The following is a 21,522-nucleotide window of genomic DNA, read 5'->3' as shown; positions in this document are numbered from 1 at the left end:
CATTCTAGGTAAGGGCGCATGGTAGAAAGTTATTCAGGTAACAACACAAAATCAGGGTACAACACTCTTCAGGGAATCGGATAACAACACAAATCAGGGAATCGGATAACAACACATTTCGGATAACAACGCAACTAATATACCGATAAAATTATATTTCAAAATTATTTTTTCTTGTAAATTTTCCTATTTTATTTATTCGATTGTCGACATGCAAAATGGACGATATGTAACTGCACTAGATAAACAAAACAAGTAACGACCAGGGAAGTCACTTCCTCCCGAATCGTTGCCTGTTGTATGTTTCCACATCTTCCTCGAATAATAAAAAAGGCAACGACCAGGGAAGACATTTCCTCCTGAATCGTTGCCTGTTCTATATTTCCGCAACTTCCTCGAATAATAAAAAAAGGCAACGACCAGGGAAGTCATTTCCTCCCGAATCGTTGCCTGTTATATGTTTCCGCATCTTCCAAGAATAACAAAAAAAGGCAACGACCAGGGAAGTCACTTCCTCCTGAATCGTTGCCTGTTTTATATTTCCGCATCTTCCAAGGAGAAGATGAAGCGTATCAAATCAATGTGCGGGTTGCCCTACGGCTTGCGCAGGTTTGCGTTTTACCCAAAACCACAGCAATGCGAAGAGCACGATCAAAACCCCGGGGAAAATGATCATGAGCTTCATGGTTTCCTGGCCGGCGGCGAGCTCCAGATCGGCGCCCGTCAAACCGTTCGCTGCGGCTGTCACGCGACTTTCATCGATCCAGCGGCCGATCACGGGGTTCCACATGGAAGTAGAGAACATCCCCATCGCGCCTACGATCGACATGCCGAGGGCGCCGCTTTTGGGAATTTTTTCGGCGACGAACCCGATCATGTTGGGCCAGAAATAACATACGCCGATCGCGAAGAAGATGGCGGCTACATAAGCCATTCCACCGGTTTGCGTGCTGAACAGGTAAATACCGATGGTGGCGAATACCGCTGATCCCAGCAACACGCCGGTCTGGTCGAATTTCCCGACGATGCTTCCGCCGAAATATCTCCCTACTGCCATCAAACCCGTTACCAGCGCCAATATTACCATGGGCTCGGCGCCGCTTGCGGCCATGATGATGCCGGTCCACTGTTGCGGCCCGAATTCACTGATGGCGGTAAGCGTCATGCAAAGCGCGATGAATATGAAAAGCGGTGTGGCCATCGCTTTCAGGTTTTCTACAACGGAAACGCTTTCCTGGTGCTGCGGTTTCGGGAATTCCTGTTTGTAGAACAGGAAAGCGTACACCAGCGTCGGCAACAGGATGATCCATATCTGTGCTTCCCAACCGAGTTTCAGGTGCGTCATGCCCAGACTCACGAGGCTGCCGATGACGATACCGCCGGGAAACCACATGTGGAAACGGTTCAGCAGCGTATTCATCTGTTTGCCGGAATAGCTGTCTGCGATCATGGGGTTACAGGCCGCTTCCGTACAACCGTTCCCCAAACCCAATAGCAGCGTGGAAATCAACAGGCCCGTATATCCCCCGGAATAAATCGTCAGGAGAATGCCCAGCGTATGCGCGAAAAATGCGAAGATCATGATCCGCTTCGGCCCGATCTGGTAATAAAACAGCCCGCCGATCACCATGGAAATCGGGAAGCCCAGGAACCACATGGAATTGATGAATCCCAGTTGCGTGGCGCTCAGCTGGAAAGTTTCAGCCAGCTGCGGAAGAATGCCCGCCCTGATGCTGAAGGAAAATGCAGTTGTGATCAGTGCAAAACAACTGCCATAAAACAATCTTAGTTTGTTGTTCATGACGTAGAATTTTAGATTTGGCCCAACGCCGAATTACTTCATAGGGTGTTCTTTCAGTAATTGATCCGTTGAATATAAATCTTTTTTATTTTCTGTGGCCTTTCTAATTTTCTTTACTTTTTCAGGGGAAATGGCGGCACCGTTGTTCCCGAACGAATTCCGGACATACGTCAACACCGCGGCCACCTCTTCATCCTTCAGCAAACCGCCGAAAGGCGTCATGGGCACCTGGCCGGGGTATTTTTTCCCGCTCACTTCGATGGGCCCCACGAGCCCCTTGAGCACCAGTTTGATCAGCCGCTCGTCATTCCCGTTCACCCAGGCATTCCCGGATAACGGCGGGAACCCCGCAGCCAGCAGGCCCTTCCCGTCGGCCTGGTGGCAGGTTTTACAATATCCTTCCTTATTGTAGATGAGCTTGCCCTGGTTGAACAACGCGAGCTCAGGGCCTTGCAGGGTTGGCTTCTTCTTCGTTTCGGTTTCGGCCTCCTTCTCCACATCCACGCCCTTCAAATGCGCGAGCGCGGTTTTATAGGCGTGGATGGTCCATTTGTCCATCGGGAACTTGCCCGCCGCGGCGAGCACCGCCAACCCGGTTTCCTTCTTCATCCAAGAAGCGGCCACGATGGCCGAAAGGCGCACACGGCTGTTTTTGTCCCGCGCGGCCACCAGCATCTGCGCGGCCTGGTCGGGCACTTCCGGCCCGGCGTACCGCAATACCTGTACGGCCGCGGCACGAACGTGGTAATCTTTCGCTTTCAGGACCTGCTTCAACAGTTGCGGATCTACCTTCCCGGTTCCCTGGCTCACCCAAAGCGCTTCCAGCAAATGATGCTCGCGCCGGGCATCGGCGGTATCCAGCCGGGCGGCCCAGGTTTTAACTTTTGCCATCACTTCTTTTGCATCCCTTCCCCTCAGTTCCCTGCGGGTCCGGTAGCGGGTACGGTATTCGGGCAGTTTCAGGTTCTCCAGCAGCTCGTCGATCCCCGCACCGGCGATGTTCGCCGGTTTCACGAGCGGACGGGCAGGATAGGTGACGCGATAGATCCTTCCGTGGGTATGGTCGCGCAGGGGGTCGCGGGCATTGTGTTGCATGTGACCGATGAGGACGTTATGCCAGTCCACCACGTACAGCGACCCGTCGGGCGCAAACTCCAGGTCTACCGGCCGGAAGTTGGGATCGTCGCTCCGCAGCAGATCCATATGGAATTGGCTTTTATAACCGGTACCGGCGTCTTCCATGGTATGCTGCTTGATGCCCAGGAACCCGATGGTATTATTGATCAGTAAATCGCCCTGCACATCGTCGGGGAAGTGCCGGCTGGAAACGAATTCGATGCCGGAAGTGGGCCGCACCAGGTGTTTCGGCTCCACCAGCTGTTCGGATTTGTGCGTTGCCCGGCCGTATCGCGGCATCACCATTCCCGGGAGCATCCAGCGCACGTCGGGCGAGGAGGTTTCGGCGAAGAAAGGCTGTCCCCAGTCGTCGAACGAAATGCCCCAGGGATTGGGAATATCCAGCTGCGCGGTACGCTCCAGTTTCATGCGCCGCGGATCGAACCGGTAAAAACCGCCGTTGGTGGCGTAAACCGGGCCGTACGACGTTTCGATATTGGAACGGAGGAACACGCCTTCGCCCGAAAAAATAGCCCCGGAACCGTCTGCCGTGAAGGCATGATTGCTGTGGTGCGAATCATGATCGTCGAACCCGCTCAGCAAGATTTCCTTCTGGTCCGCCTTTCCATCGCCATCCGTGTCTTTGAGCAGCACCAGGTCGATCCCCTGCGAAACATACACGCCTTCCGGTGCTATTTCAAATCCCAGCGGCAAATGCAGGCCATCCGCGTACACCGTTTGTTTATCGGCCTTTCCGTCCTGGTCGGTATCTTCCAGGATGATGATCTTATCGTTGGGCTTGGGATCGCCGGGCCTGTATTGGGGATACGTGGGCATGGTAGCCACCCATAAACGGCCTTTATTGTCGAACGAAAGCTGTACGGGTTTGGCGAGATAACTGAATTCCGACTCCGATGCAAAAAGCTCCGCTTTGTAGCCCGGTGGCAGCTTCAGGCTATGTTCCGCCTCCTGTCCATACAGATATTTCAGGTTCCCGTTTTTACGGTTTTCGGTGTAGTTGGTCTGAATGTCGGGCAGCACGCTGGTATTTTTATCCGCCGCCGCCAGGTCCATGATTTCTCCTTTGGATGCGGCCAGCCAGATGGCGGTGTCGCGAATGTCGGTCAGCTCGCGGACCTTCTTGATTTCCGCCGGAAAGTTATCCGGCCCGTAAGGCTTGTACCGCCGACCGTACACATGCACGCTGTTCGGCACTTTATAATCGTACAACCACATCCAGTTTTTTTCCAGCACCGCGTCGTTCACCAGTTTCCGGTCGGTTTGCGCCTGCGTCATCCCATCTCCGAAAATCTGATCGGCGAGCAACACGCTGAATTTCCGGTAACCTGCTTCGTTCAGCTGGGAGCCGTCGATCGTCAATGGCGCGGCGGATTCGTTGTACCATTTCATGGAGGGATTGAACGCGTCCACGAAAAGGACTTTGTGCTGCGCAGCCACCTCTTTCATGGCGTTGGCGTACAATTGCAGGTTGCGGTTTTCCTTGCGGCCATCGGGCAGATCGCGGGTGTCTGACAGGTTTTCGAAAGCGATCGGGGACACGATGACGAGCTGCGGGGCGGAGGCGCCGTTGTATTTTTGCTGGAGCGTCCATTTGATGAAGGCGGCCAGTTCGGCTTTGAAATTGGGTAGACCGGCGTCGCCGGCGAAAGATTCGTTATAGCCGAAGAACGCGATGATCACATCGGTTTTGAGCCGGGTGAGCCATTCATCGGGCGTTTCAAAAAAACCTTCCGCGGGATCGTTTTCGTCCAGCATCAGTTTGGCGGGATCGGTTTTACTTCTGATAAGATTGGCGCGTTCCACCGAAAACTTTTCAGCGCCGGGGAAAGCCCAGGGCGTGGTGCGGCCCGCGTGTGGCCGGAACCCCGGCGTTTCTCCGGGGTCGCACATGTTGCGGATAAACAGTTGATACGTTGGAAAGCGCACCTGGAGCTCGGTTTCCAGGTTATCGTAATGGATCATCCTCGACCCCAGGTTATTGCCGATCATGGCGATGCGCGCGCCTTTGACAAGCGTCAGCGGCGGCGGGTCTTTTGCCCTGAAGGCGTTCAATAACAGTATTGCAGGCGCAACTGCACATAGCAGCAGCCCGCCAAACGTGGTTAATCTCATGATCTCCGGTAATTTATTCTAATTAGCTACACGGTAAGGAACGTTGATATCGATCTTGCCTTTCCATTTCTTCGGTACCTTGAGGCCAAGCTCGTAATGAATCGCATTGATCAGCAGTCGCTGGAAAGCTTCCACCCTGAAATCTTCGGGATGACCGAGTGTGGTCATGAATACTTTTCCGCCGAAGGAGTTGGTGCCGGTCCAGGCCACGGGATTTTCCACGGCCGGTCTTTCCGGGTTTACCGCTTTGCCCGTCAGCAGCCACGTTGAGCCTTTAACGGGGTAATCGGGCACAACATGATAGAGCCAGGAGCGCACGTGCCAGTCTTTCGCAACGCCCGTCAGTATAGGGTTTGCGGCTTGTTCAGGGATCACGCTCACATCGGTGCTGCTGCTGTGGCCATAGTGCGTATGTTTGGCTTTACCGCCCCAGCCCGGAGGCGCGTTGAGGGCAAATTCGCCGAACGCGTTCCATTTTTCGCTGGCGTGGCCGGCGGGGAAATTAAATGCGTGAGTGGTGGTACGGAAGCCCATCACCGGTTTCCCGGATTTCAGGTAAGCTTCGATATGTGCCAGCTGATCGGCAGGTAGCCTGCGCCAGCGGAGGTAAAAAACGGCCAGATCCGCATCCTTCAAGGCTTCCAGCCCGGGGATGTTTTCTTCGCTGTTATGGTCGGGGGAAGACTTGAGCACGATCGTTCTCATGCCGTAATTCTTTTCCAGCTCCGCTGCCAGGATCGGCAGGGTTGCTTCGCCACTGTACTCATGGTCTCCGCACACAAAAACGACCAGCGGCTTCTTCGCCTTTTGAGGAGACTGGGTACAGAACAAACCTCCCAGTGTCAATAATAAACCGAAACAAAAAGTATTCATTTTAACAGGGATTTGTGATGATCATACAAACGAGTTTCTATTGAAAACGCTTTCCTTTTCCGGCTCGCGGCCGGACAGTAATGCTACCACATTGTTGATGGTGTAAACGCACATTTTCCGGTACGTGGTGGCGGTGAGGCTGGCGGAATGCGGCGTCACTAGCACACGGGGGTGCTTCACCAGCGGCAGGCTCTGTACTGGTGGCTCATCGGGCAGTACATCTGCGGCAAAACCCGCGATGGCACCTTCGTTCAGCGCATCCAGCAACGCAACATGATCGATCAGTGCGCCTCTTGCCGTATTGATGAGCAGCGAATTTGGTTTCATCATCGCCAGTTCCGCTTTTCCGATCAGGTTTTCCATTCCTTTCGCCAATGGAAGATGCAGGCTGACGATATCGGATTGCTGCAGCACTTTCTGCATCGACAAATATTTATAAGGCAGTTCCTGTTCCGATCGGCTCCAGTACACCACGTTCATCCCGAACGCTTCGGCCAGGCGCGCCACGCGTTTGCCGATGTTGCCCATGCCGAGGATGCCCAGGGTTTTGCCGCCCAGCTCATCGCCGGCATATTGGTTGCGCCAGTTCCAGTCTTCCTTTTTCACATGTTCGATGGAAGCAAAGAGATCGCGCATCCCCATCAGCATAAGGCCCAGCGTATGTTCCGCGATGGTGCCGGCATTGCTTCCCGGGGCGTTGACCACCCTGATCTTTCTTGCCGAAGCGGCCGCCACATCCACATTGTCGAGCCCCACGCCGCAGCGGGCCACTACTTCCAGCTGAGGGCACGCGGCCATGAGCGCGTCGTCGACCTTCATTTTTCCCCGCGTGATGACGGCATGGATTTCCGTGGATGCCAGCACCGATTCCTGGCTGGCAGTATCATAGCCGGTAAAAACATGCGCGTGTTCCTTGAGCACGGCCAAAGCCTCGTCGGCAATGGTTTCCAGCAGCATTACGTTTTTCTTCATGGCTTGTTGTGGTATAATGTGGCGTCGTCTGAGCGGTCTCCGCGGAAATCGTTCCGGCCGGAAACATATAATCCTTCTTCGTAAAATTCATCTTCCAGGATACGCGGATCGATCGGTGCGCCGGGGGCAGACGACAGCTCCACGAGGTTGCCCGCCGGATCTCTCACGAACATCTGCATGGCGCCGTCGGGCAGTTTGCGCACCTTGCCCCAGGGGGCTACGTCGATCACACCGAGCTCTTTCATGCGGAAAAATATCGTGTTGAAATCGTCTACCTGCACGCAGATGTGCCCGCGGAAAGAAGTGCGGTCGTCCCATTCCGAAAGATGCAACTGCTGTTCGGCGTTGAACCGGAAAAACATCACCGGGTAATCGAATCGGAAAGCGGGCAGCGGCTCGAGGCCGAGCTCATTTTTATAGAATTCGCCTGCTTTTTCCAGGTTGTCCACTATTAATGTTACGTGGTTGATTTTAAGTGCTTTAGCCATAAATACTTTTTTTAAACACCTTGTTTAAATTCCCTGACAAAATCCCAATCCGGCGTCATTCCCAATCCGGGAGCTGTGGGCGCGGCGATGGAGCCGTTGGTAACCGTAATTTTTTCTTTCACGAGGTCGTACATCATCGGGTTGCCGCCCAGCGAAAATTCGATGATGGTGGCGGATGGGGAGGCAAACGCCACTGTGAGCCCGGCCATAAAGGAGAACGCGGAACCCCAGCAATGCGGAGCCATTTCTACCTGGTGTGCACAGGCAAGATGCCCTGCCCGCATGGCTTCCGATATGCCGCCGATGATGGCCGCATCCGGCTGGATCACGTCCACCGCCCTGAGCTGTAAAAGTTCGTGTATGTCGAAACTGGTGAATTCGCTTTCGCCGGCCGCGATGGGAATGCAGGTGGCTGCCCTTACCTCTGCGGTGCCGGGCTTGTTGTCCGGACTGATCGGCTCTTCGAACCAATAAATATTACTGTCTTCCACGCCGCGGCAAAACTGTTTGGCTTCCGGCACGCTGAATGTGCCGTGTGCGTCTACCATCAATTTTACGTCCGGTTCGAGAACCGCCCGCGCGGCTTTCACCCGGTCGATGCTTTTCTGCACGCTATCGTCCATCACCCCAACCCGCATTTTCACACCTCTGAAACCCTTATCCACATAGCCTTTTACCTGTGCGCCGATGTTATTGACATCCGCCCATCCGCCGCTTGCGTAGGCGGGCATATGGTCGCGGCAGGCGCCGCCGAGGAGGTCGAGCACGGGCACGTTGAGCATTTTGCCTTTCAGGTCCCACAGGGCCGTATCGATCCCGCTCATGGCGGAGATGGTGAGGCCGCGCCGGCCGAGGATGGGGAACTTCCGGCCTCTCGACAGCGCGTAATGATCGCGGGTGCCGTTGTACATTTCTTCCCACAGGCGGGTGATGTTGCTGACGGATTTACCTACCAGCAAGGGTTTCAGTTCGTTTTCGATACAGTTGACGATGGATGCACATACGCCAGACGAACCTACTGCGGCTTTCGCTTCACCGAAGCCCTGCAGCCCGCTGTCTGTCGTAATTACGACCAAAGTCATATCAAAATTCGTCAGCAAGCCATAATCCGAGGCGTGCTGTTTTTCTTTCGGGATGGGGCAGCGTAACCAAAACGCTTCTACGTTCGAGATTTTCATTTACTGAAGTTGACCGCTTTTAAATAAGTTTAGATAAGGTATTGTAGGATTCACGGGTGAGCATGGAATAAAATTCCTCCGTAACGGAAGAGCTGCCATGGTCTACCAGGAATTTTTCCTGTTCGGGCGAAAGGTTTTCCGGCGCTTCGTCGATCGAGCCGGGATAAGGATTGGCCGGCGTCCGGTCGAGCGGGGCGCAGAATTCTACGGATAGTACTTTGTCGTAGCTGACTTCGCGGAGGGTGTCCACGATCTTTTTCCAGTCGAGGTTCCCCATGCCCGGGGCCATCCGGTTATTGTCGGCCACATGGAAACCGGCCAGTTTGCTGCCGGCCCTGCGGATGGCGGCAAACATATCCGTTTCTTCGATGTTCATGTGGAAGGTGTCGAGGCACACGCCACAATTGGGCCCTACGGCGGCGGCGAGCGCCAGCGCCTGGTCGGCCCGGTTGATGAAATACGTTTCGAACCGGTTGATGGGCTCTATACCCAGCACGATCCCGGCGGCTTCACTGTAGGCGTAAATTTCCTTCATGGCGTCTACGGCCCATTGCCATTCTTCCTCCGGGCGGCCGTCGGGCACGAGCTTTCCAACGGTACCGGGGACTACGGACACCATATGTCCATCCAATTCCTTCACCATTTTCACCACATCCTTTACGTATTGAACGGATGCGGCGCGCTGTGCTTCGTTCCGGGCGAGCAGGTTCCGTTCTCCCAGCATGAGGGTAACGGATCCCCAGCATTTGACGCCGTGCTCCTTCAAAGTTTTCCGTACTTCAGCGGTGTCGTATTGTTCCGGGCTACCGGCAATTTCGAACCGGGTGTACCCTTGTGCGGCAATTCTCCGTATCGTGGTTGTGACTGTCTCGGAGCGCATCCAATTGTGTATCGCGAGTTCCATATCGGGCTGTATATAAAGTGAAATTGATGATCAGGTCGGTATGCAAGGTAGACTTCCTCTCGTGAAGCTGATGTTACAAACTTATTCAGGTTACCGTTGAAATAAAAGTACACCATTTGCCGATTTTCAATACTATATTTACCTAAATCCGATTTCCAGCCGCCGGAAAACAATTATTGTACTAAAATTGGCCGCATGAAAGTTTCTTACCGACATATATCCACCTCGGAGGATGCCAGTTTTGCCATCAAGGAATTCTGCCAGCCGCACTTCACCAACACCTTCCATTTCCATCGGGGATATGAAGTGACGCTGATCGTGAAAAGCGCGGGACAGGTATATGTGGGCAATAAAGTGGTGAATTATGATGAGGGGGAGATATTTATGTTCGGGCCGGGGCTGGTGCATTGTTTTTCCAACGACAACCTTTCCGTCGGGAAAAATGAAAACGTGCATGCGGTAGTGGTGCAGTTTGAAGCGGATTTCATGGGGAAGGATTTTTTCGACACGCTCGAACTGAGGAATATCAAGACGCTCCTGCAACGGTCCGCTTACGGCATCAAGTTCGGCAACAATCATGCATCTCTCCACCAATTGTTTTTCCAGTTCCAGCCCAACCAGCAGATGAAAAACCTCATCGTGCTGCTGCAGATCCTGGAAGAATTATGCCAGTTCAATAAGGAAGAAGGGTCCATCATTACCGACGACAGCCGCAAGATCCAATACAAGGAAAGCGACGCGGAGAAACTGTCGTCCATTTTCAACTATGTGCTCGAGAATTACCATCATGATGTAGACATCCGGACCGCGGCATCGCTCGCCTGTATGAACGAAGCGGCGTTTTGCCGGTTTTTCAAACGGAACACGCACAAAACTTTCTCACAGTTCGTCAATGAAATCAGGATCAGTCACGCTACGCGGCTGCTGATCGGGAAAGACGACAATATTACCGACATCTGTTATGCCTGCGGGTTCGACAATGTATCCTATTTCAACCGGCAGTTCAAGATCCACCAGGGCATTACGCCGCGGGAGTACCGGAAGGTGTTCGTTGTCAGCAATGCCGGGACGCCGTTGCTGCGGGTGGTGGATTGAAAAATGAACACCAAAGCGCAAGCGGGTGCCTGCACTTTGGTGTTGGATGAATTAATACTTCCTGTCTTTCCGGTGTTTGGAAACCTGTTTGGCGATCTTCCCGAATTGCTTGCCCATCCGCCGTTTATCCGCTTCGCTCGCCTGAAAATGGTTTTGTTCGCGTAGCAATTTCTGGTAGCTGCGATAAACGATCTCCGGCAGATCCCCGTTTTCCACGGCGTTTACAACGGCGCAACCGGGCTCGTGCTGATGGGTGCAATCCCCAAACCGGCATTGCGGCGCCAGTGCATCGATCATCGGGTGATGAATGCCTTCGTCGCCATCTTCCGAAGTAAGGCCAAATTCACGCATTCCCGGCACGTCGATGATCATGCTTCCGTTGGGAAGCTGCACCAGTTGCCGGGTGGTGGTGGTATGCTTCCCTTTGCTGTTGGCCGAGCTGGTGGCGCCGGTTTCCTGCAAATCGTGGCCCAGCAAACTGTTGACCAGCGTGCTTTTCCCAACGCCCGACGAGCCCAGGAGAATATAGGTGTGCCCAGGCAGCAGGTGATGGTTCGTCCACGCGCTTTGTTGCGCCTCGTCCAGTGCGCTGGTAAGGATGACCGGACAATCATATCCCAGTTCGGCTACTCGTAGCCGGTAATTTTCCGGATCGGGAACCAGGTCCGTTTTGTTGAGGACCACGATCGGCCGGATATAGCATTGCGCGATCTGCTGGAGGTATCGTTGCAGGCGCATGAGGTTAAAATCCCGGTCGAGCCCCTGAACGATCAGCGCAGCATCGACGTTTGCGGCGAGTACTTGCCGGGTACTTTGGGAACCCGGCATTTTCCGGCTGAGCTCGTTGATGCGGGGCAGGATGTCTATGATGATGCCTTCTTCGTCGTAGCGTTTTACGAGTACCCAATCGCCCGTTTTGGGGAGGGATTCGGGTTCGCGGCTGTTGATGAGGCTTCCGGCGAGGAGGGCATCGAGGTTACCTTCAGCGGTGATGAGGAGGTGTTTGAAACCCTGGATCGACAGGACTCTTGCTGCTTCGAGGTTTTGATGTGTGTTTGTTTCGAAATGATGCATGAAATGCGCATTCCATCCGTACGACTGTAATGTCGACATGATAATACAATTCTTGCCTTGCGGGCGCGGGAAAGCGCCGCAGAGCGGTTACAATAAATCATTTTAAGACGTCAAAACGCAGGTAAAAGGTGGTGCTTTTGGGGCCTGCGTCAGGCTGCAATGATCTGCGAGCGATTATATGTGGAGATGCGTGTCATAAAGTGCAAAGGTACGGATTTCTGGGGGGATTGGGATGGGATGGTGGATGGATGCAGCGAAGAAAGGGCCATTGGTTGTTAACCTGCGCCTTCTTACCCATGTTACGAACCGATTATATATAAAAAGGGGCGATTTCTTCCTCAATTGCTGATTTCCAGCCTATATCCTTTACCGCGTACCACTACGATGTTGATTTTGGGATCGGGTTCCAGTTTTTTCCTGAGTTTCGAGATGAACATATCCAGGCTGCGCCCCACAATTACGCCTTCATCTTCCCAAATCTCTTTTTGCAGCCGGCTTCTTTCGATGGTCTGGTTGGGCGACAATGCGAAAATGAGCAGTAGACGGGCTTCCGTGTCTGTCAGGTCGATGGTGTTTTTATGGATTACCAGTTGCCGTTCCTCCGTATTAAACGACACCGATCCAAAGGTTACAATGCCCGTATTTTGATGGGCAGGCCTGGCTTTTCGGGGTTTAAACGATCTAAAAAGTACGAATCCGGCAAATGCCAGTAATGTCAGGCTGCCTAAAAGATATCCCTTCCTGGCGGTAATTATGCCTGATGGTTTGAATCTGACGTTGATCATGTAGCATCTGCGGGGTTGTACTCTTCCTTTACAAGCTACGATGTCATTTTTTTTATTGTGGGAAATAGCGTATCCATAGGCTACGCTGGAGTCGCTGCAGTTCAGCACATTAACAATATAATCGCTGGCGAGGGGGGCTTGGCCCAGCAAACGCCGGGTAGTATTCACCAGCGAGTCTGGTTGAAAAGTAAGCTCATTCTCGAAGCGGATTTGGTATTCATTTTCGGCGATCTTTCTTACCGGAAGTATCCTGGATTTACTGTCGCCCGACTGTGTGAGGAGTTCATCCCCTATCTTCCGAAGCAAAACTTCCCTCCTGGCGATATCAAAACTGTCGCTGCCGGTCATTTGCAAAGTCAGATATATTACAAAAACAGTAACGAGTAATACAAAGATCCACAAGTACTTGCGTTTCCCGGAAAGCAAATTTCGGCTATCAGGCATACCCATTTACGATTTATTTACAAAGGTTACGCTTTTATTTACAATCCAAATTCCGCTAGTTGGAAGACGTCCGGTTAAATTAGCTGAATCAACTTTCTCAGGATATGAAAGTCGAAGAAACGCCTTCAACGGATCAGATTTACCTGGAAATCGATTTATGTTAATTAAACCAACAAAAATTATGAAAAAAATCATTTATGTACTGATCGTACCGCTGATTGTGGTAAGCGGACTCGTATTCGCGAATCGCGATATCAATAATGATAATCCTAAAAAATCTACCCCCAGGCCAATCTGTGCAGCTCAAATGGATGCCGAACGGAAAGCCTGGGAAGCTACCCCGGCGGGCATTCATTTTAAAATGTGGGAAGCATCTCCCGAAGGTCAAAAAGTGCTTTCCGGTGCCAGAAAAATAAGGCACCATATCAGCGACTCCACCAATATGGAGGGTGTAATAACCTCACTTTCCCTTCCTCCAGGCTCCCGGTTAGGCTTCGGGGTGATGGTCAGGATTAATGGCGATGATTACATTTTAACATTCTTCCAGCCGGAAGAATCTCAGCTTAAGCAATTGCAAAGCCTGAAGGTGGACGACAGGATAATTATCCGGAGCCATGCTGTTTCGTATGCGCCCAAGTATGCATATCCAATTGTTTCAGGCTACTATGTGGAACGGGATAGTAAGATGATTTTCAAGCATATTCCTCCCAAAGACGGTTGCTGAGTAGTTATTAGTCCCTCTGGAGGCATTGAAATGCAATGATCCGGAGGGACAACTTCCATCAAACAGCGTTACTGTTTTTGTATTCTTATTTCCCGATACAAAACTTCGAAAAAATATAATCCAACCGGTCCTCATTCGTCACTTCCCCCGCAATGTCTGCCAGGTAATGCAGGCATCGGCGAATATCCAGTGCGAGGAGATCCCCCGGCAGCCCGTTATCCATTCCTCCCTTCACATCCTTCAGCGAAGAAAGCACTTCCTGGAGCGCCGAGTAATGGCGAACGTTGGTAATAATGGTATTCTCCGTGTTGATGGAGCCACCCATTACCCTGTGCACCAGCTGGTCTTTCAGCTCCGTGATCTGGGAATGATCGCGGGCGGAAATGAAAATGATACCGGGAATGAAACTGAATTTGGCGCGCGCTTCTTCGGCACCCAGCACGTCGGATTTATTGCCGACCAACAGGTACGAAATCCCCTCGTGATCGAATTCCTTCACTTGTTCCAGCAAATCGTCCACCGTCAGTTCAGATACATCGAACAGGTATACCACTATGCCCGCTTCGCGCATCTTCTCGAGCGACTTCTGAACTCCGATGCTTTCGATGGCATCGTTGCTTTCCCGGATTCCCGCCGTATCGATGAGTCGGAACAGGATGCCGCCGATATTGAGCACTTCCTCGATGGTGTCGCGCGTGGTACCGGCGATGTCACTTACGATGGCGCGGTTTTCATTGAGCAGCGTGTTGAGCAGGGTGGATTTCCCGGCGTTCGGGCGCCCAATGATCGCCGTATTCACACCGTTTTTGATAACGTTCCCTACTTTGAACGAAGCAATCAGCCGAGAAACTTCCGAAACGGATTCGTTTACCAGTTCATACAGGGCGGTGCGGTCCGCGAATTCAACGTCTTCCTGGCTGAAATCGAGCTCGAGCTCTATGAGTGCGGAAAATTTAATGAGTTGTTCACGGAGGGCGTACAGCTCGCGCGAAAAGCCGCCGCGCATTTGCTGGAGCGCCGTTTGATGCGATGCGGCTGTGTTGCTGGCGATCAGGTCGGCTACGGATTCGGCCTGCGTGAGATCGAGTTTGCCGTTGAGGAACGCCCGCTGGGTGAACTCTCCCGGCCTCGCCAGCCGCGCGCCTTCAGCGATACAGGCTTCTACGATCTGCTGTTGGATGAAAGGCGAACCATGACAGGAAATCTCCACCACTTCTTCGCCGGTATAAGATTTCGGCGCGCGGTACAGCGAAACCACCACCTCATCCACCAGGCGCCCCTGGAAATGGAGCCCGCCGAAATGGAGGGTGTGGGTGGGTTGCGAAGCCAGGTCTTTCGAGGGGAACAGCCGGTCGGTGATGGCTACAGCGGCCTTGCCGCTCAGCCGGATCACGGCAATGGCGCCAACGCCCGGCGCGGTTGCGATGGCCACGATGGTGTCGTCGTGCCCGCCAAGTTTTCCTATCATGGCCCGAAATTAAAGAAAATCTCCGTGCCGGCGGGGCGGTGCGGCTGGCTGAAATAAAAAATCCCCCCGGTAAACCAGGGGGATTTAGTATGTACTACTAGCTTGAGACTAAATACTACTCTTGGAGGGTGAAGCGGATGGGCAGGTTGAACTGCACAGATACCTGGCGTCCGTTCTGCTTACCGGGTTTCCATTTCGGCATTTTCTTCACCACGCGGATGGCCTCTTCTTCGAGACCGCCGCCTTTGGCTTGCCCTACAGTTTTCACATCCTTGATGTTACCTTCCGAGTCTACCACGAATGATACGAACACGGTACCCTGGATGCCGTTTTCAGTGGCCAGGTGGGGGTAACGGATGTTGTTGCTGAGGAATTTGTTGAGCGCTTCGTCACCACCGGGGAAGGTCGGAGGTTGCTCCACGAAGGTGAAGATCTCCTCTTTCGGGGGCGGCGGGGGCGCGTCAACCACGCCTGTACCTTTGGAATCATTGATCAGACCCGGGTCGATACCGTTGGGATCGCCTTCTACGGTTTTGGTAGAAACGGCCTTGTCTTTGATGTCTTCCAGTTTTACCAGTTCTTCCTCAGCTTTCACCTCTTCGTCTTTCTTGATCACCGGAGGGGTGAACTGAACAGACGGCTTCACCGGCGGGGGCGGAGCGGGCGGCGGAGGGGGCGGGGGCGGAGTTTTCGGATCGTCCGGCAACTTCACGTCCTCCAGTTTAATATCCTCGATGACGGGCTTGGTGTTTTTGTCTGTATTGTCTGCTTTCAGGTTCAGATAGATGAAGTAAGAGCCGACAATCAGCAACGCCATGGCAGCCGTTCCCAGGATAGAGTTCCGAACGCGCTTATCGTACTTCTTGCGAAGCTCGTAAGCACCGTAGTTCTTGTTCCTGTCTTCGAACAGGATGTCAAGAAAGTCGGACTTGAGAATTTTAGCTGTATCCATTGTTACACGTTTATTGATGGATGCAAAAAATGATTGTTTTCCATACTACTGGATGCCGTTGCTGGCTTCAGTAGATTTGATCCATTGCTTGTCCTGGTCGCTGATATCCACCGTAGCATAACGCTGGATACGGTTGATGGCCATTTCATCCAATAAATCGACAAAGTTCTTGTACGTAGAGCCATCGTCAGCTTTGATGATGACAACCACGTCTTCAGGCTCTCCCTTGCTGTTCCGCAGGCGGGCCACTTCGTCACGTTTTTTGATGATGACGTCGCGGATGCCGTTGGTGTTGGCGAAGGTGGTTGCTTTGAAGAAGTCCGGGTTGCTGGAGGCATTCGGATCCTGTGCCAACCCTTCGTAGTAGTAAACCTGGTCTTTTTTACCCAACAGGATGGTAAGAGCGGTGGATTCTTTCACCTTGTTCTGCTCTTCCTGCTTCTCCGTGTCTTTGGGCATGATCAGGTCCATGGTCTTGGGCTTAGACATGGTCGTGGTAAGCATGAAGAAGGTGATCAGGAGAAACCCGAGATCCACCATCGGAGTCATGTCCACACGGGTAGAAAGTTTTTTCCCCTTCTTGACGCCGTGTTTCTTCTTACCACCACCAGAACTACTGGTATCCATTTCAGCCATGGTAGCAATATTTTTTAGTGATGTAAAGTTGTTTACTGTACCAGGAAGCTTAGTGGGCTTTATCCTGATTTTGCTCTTCGTACAGCGCAGCCGCGGAGCCTGCCGGTTTGGCCTCAAGGTTGGTCACCAGGTTCAGTTTCTGGATTTTCTTTTCCTTGAAGGTGTCCAGCACCCGTTTGATCACGGGGTAGGGCGTCTCGTTGTCGGCCTTGATGCAATACTTCAGCTTGTTGTTGTTCCCTTGCGCAGCACGGGCATACTCGATCCAGATCGCCAGCTCGTTGTTGGTGGAATCCATGGGGATGCCTTTCTCAACATTACCGTGCTTGCGCTGGTCGGCCGTGAGGTTCAATACCTGTTTCAGGTTTTTGAAATCCGTACCTACGCTGGAGCCGATCATGAAGTTCCGGATATCTTTCTCGTCCAAGCCAAGCTTGAAGTTGGTATTCAGATCTTCGATGAGTTGTCTTCTCTTGGGCTGACCGTCCATGCTGAAAAACACTCTTCCGTCTTTGTCCACTGTCAGCAGGATCACGTCCGCGTCCGGCAGCAGCTGGGTGTTGATGGAGGAGGGAGTCACCACCGCAACCGGTTCGTCCGGCTTAAATTTGGTGGCGAGCATGAAGAAGGTCAGCAGCAGGAAAGCCACGTCGCACATCGCAGTCATGTCGATGAGGGTGCTTTTCCTTGGCATTTTTACCTTTGGCATCTTACACTCCTTTTGTTTGGTTCACTTAATTAGATTCAGTTCGCGGTAAATTCCACAATAATTTACGAAATTATTTGTGGTTGGCAGCGAAAGACTGTGTCAAAGTAAAGCCAGATTCGTCGATAGCGTAGGTGATGCTGTCGATATTGGTAGTGAAGTAGTTATACATGATGATCGCGATAGCGGAGGTACCGATACCCAGGGCCGTGTTAATGAGGGCCTCAGAGATACCAAGTGCCAGTGCGGAGGAGTCAGGAGCACCGCTGGAAGACATTGCGGAGAACGCCTTGATCATCCCGAGTACGGTACCGAACAGACCCAGCAGGGTAGCTACGGAAGCGATAGTGGACAGGAACACGAGGTTCTTTTCCATCATCGGCAGTTCCAGCGCGGTAGTTTCTTCGATTTCGTTTTTGATGGTCAGGATCTTCTGATCTGTGTCCAGCTCAGTGTTGCTGATCATTTCCTTGTACTTTTTCAGACCGGCTTTCAGCACGTTGCCTACGGAACCTTTCTGTTTGTCGCACTCAGCCAGTGCAGCGTCCACATTCTTGTTAGCCAGGTGATACTGAACTTTACGAACCAGTTCGGAACCGCTGAATTTGCCCTTTGCTTTAGCCAGGTACAGGAAACGCTCGATTACGAAAGTTACGCAGATCAACAGGGTAGAGATCAGGATGGGAACGATGGCGCCACCTTTGTGCACGGTACCAAACCATTTGCCAATACCAGATTCTACGGGATGGTTGTCAGGATTGCCACCCTGGAAGTTGGCAGGATTACCTAATACGAAAATGTAAAAGATGTAACCGATGGCGATACAGATGGGTACAGCCAGGATCGCAAATAAATTGGACGATTTTTTGGCTTGATGAGAAGTCGTTTTGGCAGCAGCTGCAGTCACAGTTGTTTTAGTCTCAGCCATGTTGATTGAATTTTAGTGTTAAAAATTAAACTGTTTGTTTGTTAGTAATTAAAAAGTTCAGATCGCAATTTCAATATTCACACGGGTAACCCGCTTATAATCAGTGATTCGCAAAGTTATAAGCCTTCCTCAAAAAAACAAGTGTCACCCAAAAAATTTAACCATACTTCACAAAAGCCCCACTATAGGGCATTCCACTCCCCTTCACATTAATTGAGCAAACACTTAGATAGAAAAAATAAATAATGTTATTCTTACTGTCCTCTCCCAACTTAGCTCTACCGACACGGCGGAATCGATTGATTTTTTTTCAAAGTTGGACGCACAATTTAAGAAAATTTCCAAATGATCCAACAGAAATTTTAAATACTTACGATTCTTATTTCATGGTTCCCCTGCATTCCCATCGCAGCAACGCTCCCGTTGCAGGGAATGCCTTCGGGCAATTTACAGATTTTTAATTTCCGCTCTTACTGCATTTTTTGTCTTTTATGGATTTTAACGATTTATTATGACTTTCTTACCCTTCTTTTGTCTCCGCTTATTATTTACCACACAAAAACCAATCACCACGCACATGCAACTACAGCGCACCTTTGCCGCTGCCGTAGCCGGCGTATTGTGCACAGCCCTGCTGATGCCGTCCGCCACTCACGCCCAGCGCAGGAAGAAAGATGAAAAAACTCCTGCCGCCGCGTCCCCGGCCAAAGACACGACCGCCCGGCCCACCGGCCCCCAAAGGCCCTCCGGCCCGCCCAAACCGCAACCCAAGAAGTTCACCGAAGTCATCAACGCCAACGCCGTAGCTGACTCCGGCCTGTTTAACATCTATAAACAGGAAGACCGCTTCTTCGCCGAAATCCCCGATGCCCTCCTCGGCAGAGACATCCTCGTGGTAAGCCGCCTCTCCAAATCCGCCGCCGGCCTCCGCTCCCAGATGATGGGCTTCGCCGGCGACCAGATCAACGAATCCGTTATCCGCTTCGAAAAAGGCCCTAACCACCGCATCTTCTTAAAGAACATCTCCTTCTCGGAACGTTCCAAAGACTCCACACAGCCCATGTTCGTGGCCGTGATGAACTCCAACGTTCAGCCTATCGTTGCTTCGTTCGACGTGAAAGCGTATTCCAAAAGCGGCAAAGGCTCCGTAGTTGATCTCACCGATTACATCAACAGTGACAATGACGTACTTTTCTTCGACAACAGCGTGAAGAGCGCACTGAAACTCGGCGCTCCCCAGGGCGACAAGTCCTACATCGACGACGTCCGCGCGTACCCCGAGAACCTCGAGATCAAAACGGTAAAAACCTATACCAAGCAAGGCTCTTCCCCGATGCCGGGCATGCCCCCGATGGGCGGCGGCTTTGCAACCGTTGAGCTGAACAGCTCGCTGGTGCTGCTTCCTGCCGTGCCCATGGAACCCCGCTACTTCGACCCCCGCGTAGGTTTCTTCGCCACCGGTCTCACCGACTACGATGCTGATCCGCAAGGCGTGAAAAGACTGTCAATGATCACCCGCTGGCGCCTCGAGCCCAAGGCGGAAGACATGGAAAAATTCCGTCGCGGCGAACTGGTGGAGCCCAAAAAGCCCATCATTTTCTACATCGACCCCGCTACCCCGGAAAAATGGCGTAAATACCTCATCATGGGTGTGAACGATTGGCAGGCCGCCTTCGAGCAGGCCGGCTTCAAAAACGCCATTTCTGCCCGCATGGCCCCCACCCGCGCAGAAGACTCCACCTGGAGCCTCGAAGACGCGCGCTACAGCGCCATCGTGTACAAGCCTTCCGACGTGCCCAACGCCTCCGGCCCGCACGTACACGATCCCCGCTCCGGCGAGATCCTGGAAAGCCACATCAACTGGTACCACAACGTAATGAGCCTGCTCCGCAACTGGTACATGATCCAGGCCGCGCCCAACGACGAGCGCGCCCGTAAAATGGAATTCGACGACCAGCTGATGGGCGAGCTCATCCGCTTCGTATCCAGCCACGAAGTTGGCCACACCCTCGGCCTCCGTCACAACTTCGGCTCCAGCTCTACCTACCCCGTGGAAAAGCTCCGCGATAAAAACTGGGTGAAAGAGCACGGCCACGCCGCTTCCATCATGGACTACGCCCGCTTCAACTACGTGGCGCAGCCCGGTGACGGCATTTCCGGCGCCGACCTGTATCCCCGCATCAACTATTACGACAAATGGGCCATCGAATGGGGTTACAAAGCCATTCCCGGTACCAATGCCGATACGGAGAAAGCGACCCTCAACAAATGGGTGATCAACCGCCTGCAGGACAAACGTTACTGGTTCGGTACCGAAATGAACCCCGACGATCCGCGCAGCCAGAACGAAGACCTTGGCGATAACGCCATGAAAGCCAGCGAATACGGTATCAAGAACCTCCAGCGCATCCTGCCTAATCTCATGGCCTGGACCCGCACCGAAAACGAAGGCTATTCCAACCTGGGCACCATGTACCAGGAACTCCTGGGCCAGTTCGGCCGCTACAACGGCCACGTCGCCAAAAACATCGCCGGTATCTACGAAACACCGAAAACCGTTGAACAATCAGGCGTAGTTTACGAGCCCGTTGCCAAAGCCACCCAGCAGGAAGCCCTGAAATTCCTCCAGGCCCAGCTGTTCACCACCCCGAACTGGCTGCTCGACAAGGAAATCCTGGCCCGCGTTGGCGGCAACGCGCCCACCCTCATCCTCAGCCAGCAGGAACGCGTGCTTGCCCGTCTGCTCAGCACCAACACCTTTGTGAAGCTGCTGAACAACGAAGCCGTGAACCCCGCTGCCTACAAAGCGATCGACTACGCTACCGACCTGAAAAAAGGCATCTTCTCCGAGATTTACACCGGCAAGTCTGTAGACATCTACCGTCGTAACCTCCAGAAATCCTACATCGCGCAGCTGTCTAAGCTGGTGAAGGAGCCTGAGGCTTCCCAGAACCCGATGATGGGCCGTAGCCCCAACCCCATGACATCCGACGCGGCCAGCATTGCCCGCGCACAACTGACCGCGCTCCGCGGCGAAGTGCGCACGGCAGCGGCAGGAGCGCCCGACGCCATGACCCGCTTCCACCTGCAGGACCTCGCCGAGCGCATCGGCCAGGCCCTGAACCCGAAGTCCTGATCGGCACTGATGAAAAATTGATAAGTCGCGGAAGCCGCATCCTTTACCGGGTGCGGCTTTTCGCATAAAAAAAGGACCGCCCATGAGTAGGCGGTCCTGTCATTTTCCC

At 52.8% G+C, this 21,522-nt stretch carries 17 protein-coding genes; 3 read left to right on the top strand and 14 right to left on the bottom strand.

Going from position 1 to position 21,522, the window contains the following annotated elements:
- Positions 1–577 precede the first annotated feature (577 nt).
- The 7 genes from WJU22_RS08715 to WJU22_RS08685 are packed head-to-tail and all read right to left on the bottom strand — an operon-like array spanning position 578 to position 9,465.
- Complete coding sequence (locus WJU22_RS08715; protein WP_341842850.1) at positions 578–1,801, bottom strand: MFS transporter; 1,224 nt, start codon at positions 1,799–1,801, stop codon at positions 578–580.
- Positions 1,802–1,834: 33 nt separating this feature from the next.
- Positions 1,835–5,050 (bottom strand): PVC-type heme-binding CxxCH protein, encoded by a 3,216-nt coding sequence (locus WJU22_RS08710; protein ID WP_341842849.1) that lies wholly within the window; start codon positions 5,048–5,050, stop codon positions 1,835–1,837.
- A gap of 18 nt (positions 5,051–5,068) precedes the next feature.
- Positions 5,069–5,923, bottom strand: a complete 855-nt coding sequence (locus WJU22_RS08705; protein WP_341842848.1) for a ThuA domain-containing protein — start codon at positions 5,921–5,923, stop codon at positions 5,069–5,071.
- Between the two features lie 21 nt (positions 5,924–5,944).
- Positions 5,945–6,895, bottom strand: coding sequence for a 2-hydroxyacid dehydrogenase (locus WJU22_RS08700; protein WP_341842847.1), 951 nt, complete (start codon positions 6,893–6,895; stop codon positions 5,945–5,947).
- Positions 6,892–7,383 carry a VOC family protein gene (locus tag WJU22_RS08695; RefSeq protein ID WP_341842846.1) on the bottom strand — a complete coding sequence of 164 codons (492 nt, stop codon included), beginning with the start codon at positions 7,381–7,383 and terminating at the stop codon, positions 6,892–6,894. The genes WJU22_RS08700 and WJU22_RS08695 overlap by 4 nt, the downstream gene beginning before the upstream one ends.
- 11 nt (positions 7,384–7,394) lie before the next feature.
- Positions 7,395–8,561 carry a mandelate racemase/muconate lactonizing enzyme family protein gene (locus WJU22_RS08690; protein ID WP_341842845.1) on the bottom strand — a complete coding sequence of 389 codons (1,167 nt, stop codon included), beginning with the start codon at positions 8,559–8,561 and terminating at the stop codon, positions 7,395–7,397.
- A gap of 19 nt (positions 8,562–8,580) precedes the next feature.
- On the bottom strand, positions 8,581–9,465 hold the full coding sequence (locus WJU22_RS08685; protein WP_341842844.1) for a sugar phosphate isomerase/epimerase: 885 nt from the start codon (positions 9,463–9,465) through the stop codon (positions 8,581–8,583).
- Positions 9,466–9,660: 195 nt separating this feature from the next.
- Between WJU22_RS08685 and WJU22_RS08680 the strand changes: the two genes are divergently transcribed.
- On the top strand, positions 9,661–10,560 hold the full coding sequence (locus WJU22_RS08680; RefSeq protein ID WP_341842843.1) for an AraC family transcriptional regulator: 900 nt from the start codon (positions 9,661–9,663) through the stop codon (positions 10,558–10,560).
- Between the two features lie 51 nt (positions 10,561–10,611).
- On the opposite strand, the gene rsgA is transcribed toward WJU22_RS08680, so the two are convergent.
- On the bottom strand, positions 10,612–11,673 hold the full coding sequence (gene rsgA / locus WJU22_RS08675; protein ID WP_341842842.1) for a ribosome small subunit-dependent GTPase A: 1,062 nt from the start codon (positions 11,671–11,673) through the stop codon (positions 10,612–10,614).
- 299 nt (positions 11,674–11,972) lie between these two features.
- Positions 11,973–12,863 carry a winged helix-turn-helix domain-containing protein gene (locus WJU22_RS08670; protein ID WP_341842841.1) on the bottom strand — a complete coding sequence of 297 codons (891 nt, stop codon included), beginning with the start codon at positions 12,861–12,863 and terminating at the stop codon, positions 11,973–11,975.
- A gap of 181 nt (positions 12,864–13,044) precedes the next feature.
- Between WJU22_RS08670 and WJU22_RS08665 the strand changes: the two genes are divergently transcribed.
- Entirely contained in the window at positions 13,045–13,587 is a 543-nt protein-coding gene (locus WJU22_RS08665) for a hypothetical protein (RefSeq protein ID WP_341842840.1), read from the top strand.
- Between the two features lie 85 nt (positions 13,588–13,672).
- Here the strand turns inward: WJU22_RS08665 and mnmE are convergent, their stop codons facing one another.
- From mnmE to WJU22_RS08640, 5 genes are all read right to left on the bottom strand, one after another.
- On the bottom strand, positions 13,673–15,055 hold the full coding sequence (mnmE, locus tag WJU22_RS08660) for a tRNA uridine-5-carboxymethylaminomethyl(34) synthesis GTPase MnmE (protein ID WP_341842839.1): 1,383 nt from the start codon (positions 15,053–15,055) through the stop codon (positions 13,673–13,675).
- Positions 15,056–15,170: 115 nt separating this feature from the next.
- Complete coding sequence (locus tag WJU22_RS08655; protein ID WP_341842838.1) at positions 15,171–16,007, bottom strand: TonB family protein; 837 nt, start codon at positions 16,005–16,007, stop codon at positions 15,171–15,173.
- Between the two features lie 45 nt (positions 16,008–16,052).
- Entirely contained in the window at positions 16,053–16,556 is a 504-nt protein-coding gene (locus WJU22_RS08650) for a biopolymer transporter ExbD (RefSeq protein ID WP_341843762.1), read from the bottom strand.
- A 136-nt stretch (positions 16,557–16,692) separates the two neighbouring features.
- Entirely contained in the window at positions 16,693–17,337 is a 645-nt protein-coding gene (locus WJU22_RS08645) for a biopolymer transporter ExbD (protein WP_341842837.1), read from the bottom strand.
- An 85-nt stretch (positions 17,338–17,422) separates the two neighbouring features.
- A complete protein-coding gene (locus WJU22_RS08640; protein ID WP_341842836.1) occupies positions 17,423–18,256 on the bottom strand; it encodes a MotA/TolQ/ExbB proton channel family protein in 834 nt (277 codons plus the stop codon).
- A 598-nt stretch (positions 18,257–18,854) separates the two neighbouring features.
- On the opposite strand from WJU22_RS08640, the gene WJU22_RS08635 reads away from it, so the two are divergent.
- On the top strand, positions 18,855–21,413 hold the full coding sequence (locus WJU22_RS08635) for a zinc-dependent metalloprotease (protein WP_341842835.1): 2,559 nt from the start codon (positions 18,855–18,857) through the stop codon (positions 21,411–21,413).
- Positions 21,414–21,522: the final 109 nt, after the last annotated feature.

It is taken from the genome of Chitinophaga caseinilytica, from assembly GCF_038396765.1.
Classification (GTDB): domain Bacteria; phylum Bacteroidota; class Bacteroidia; order Chitinophagales; family Chitinophagaceae; genus Chitinophaga; species Chitinophaga caseinilytica.
This window is presented reverse-complemented; position numbering and strand designations above follow the sequence as displayed.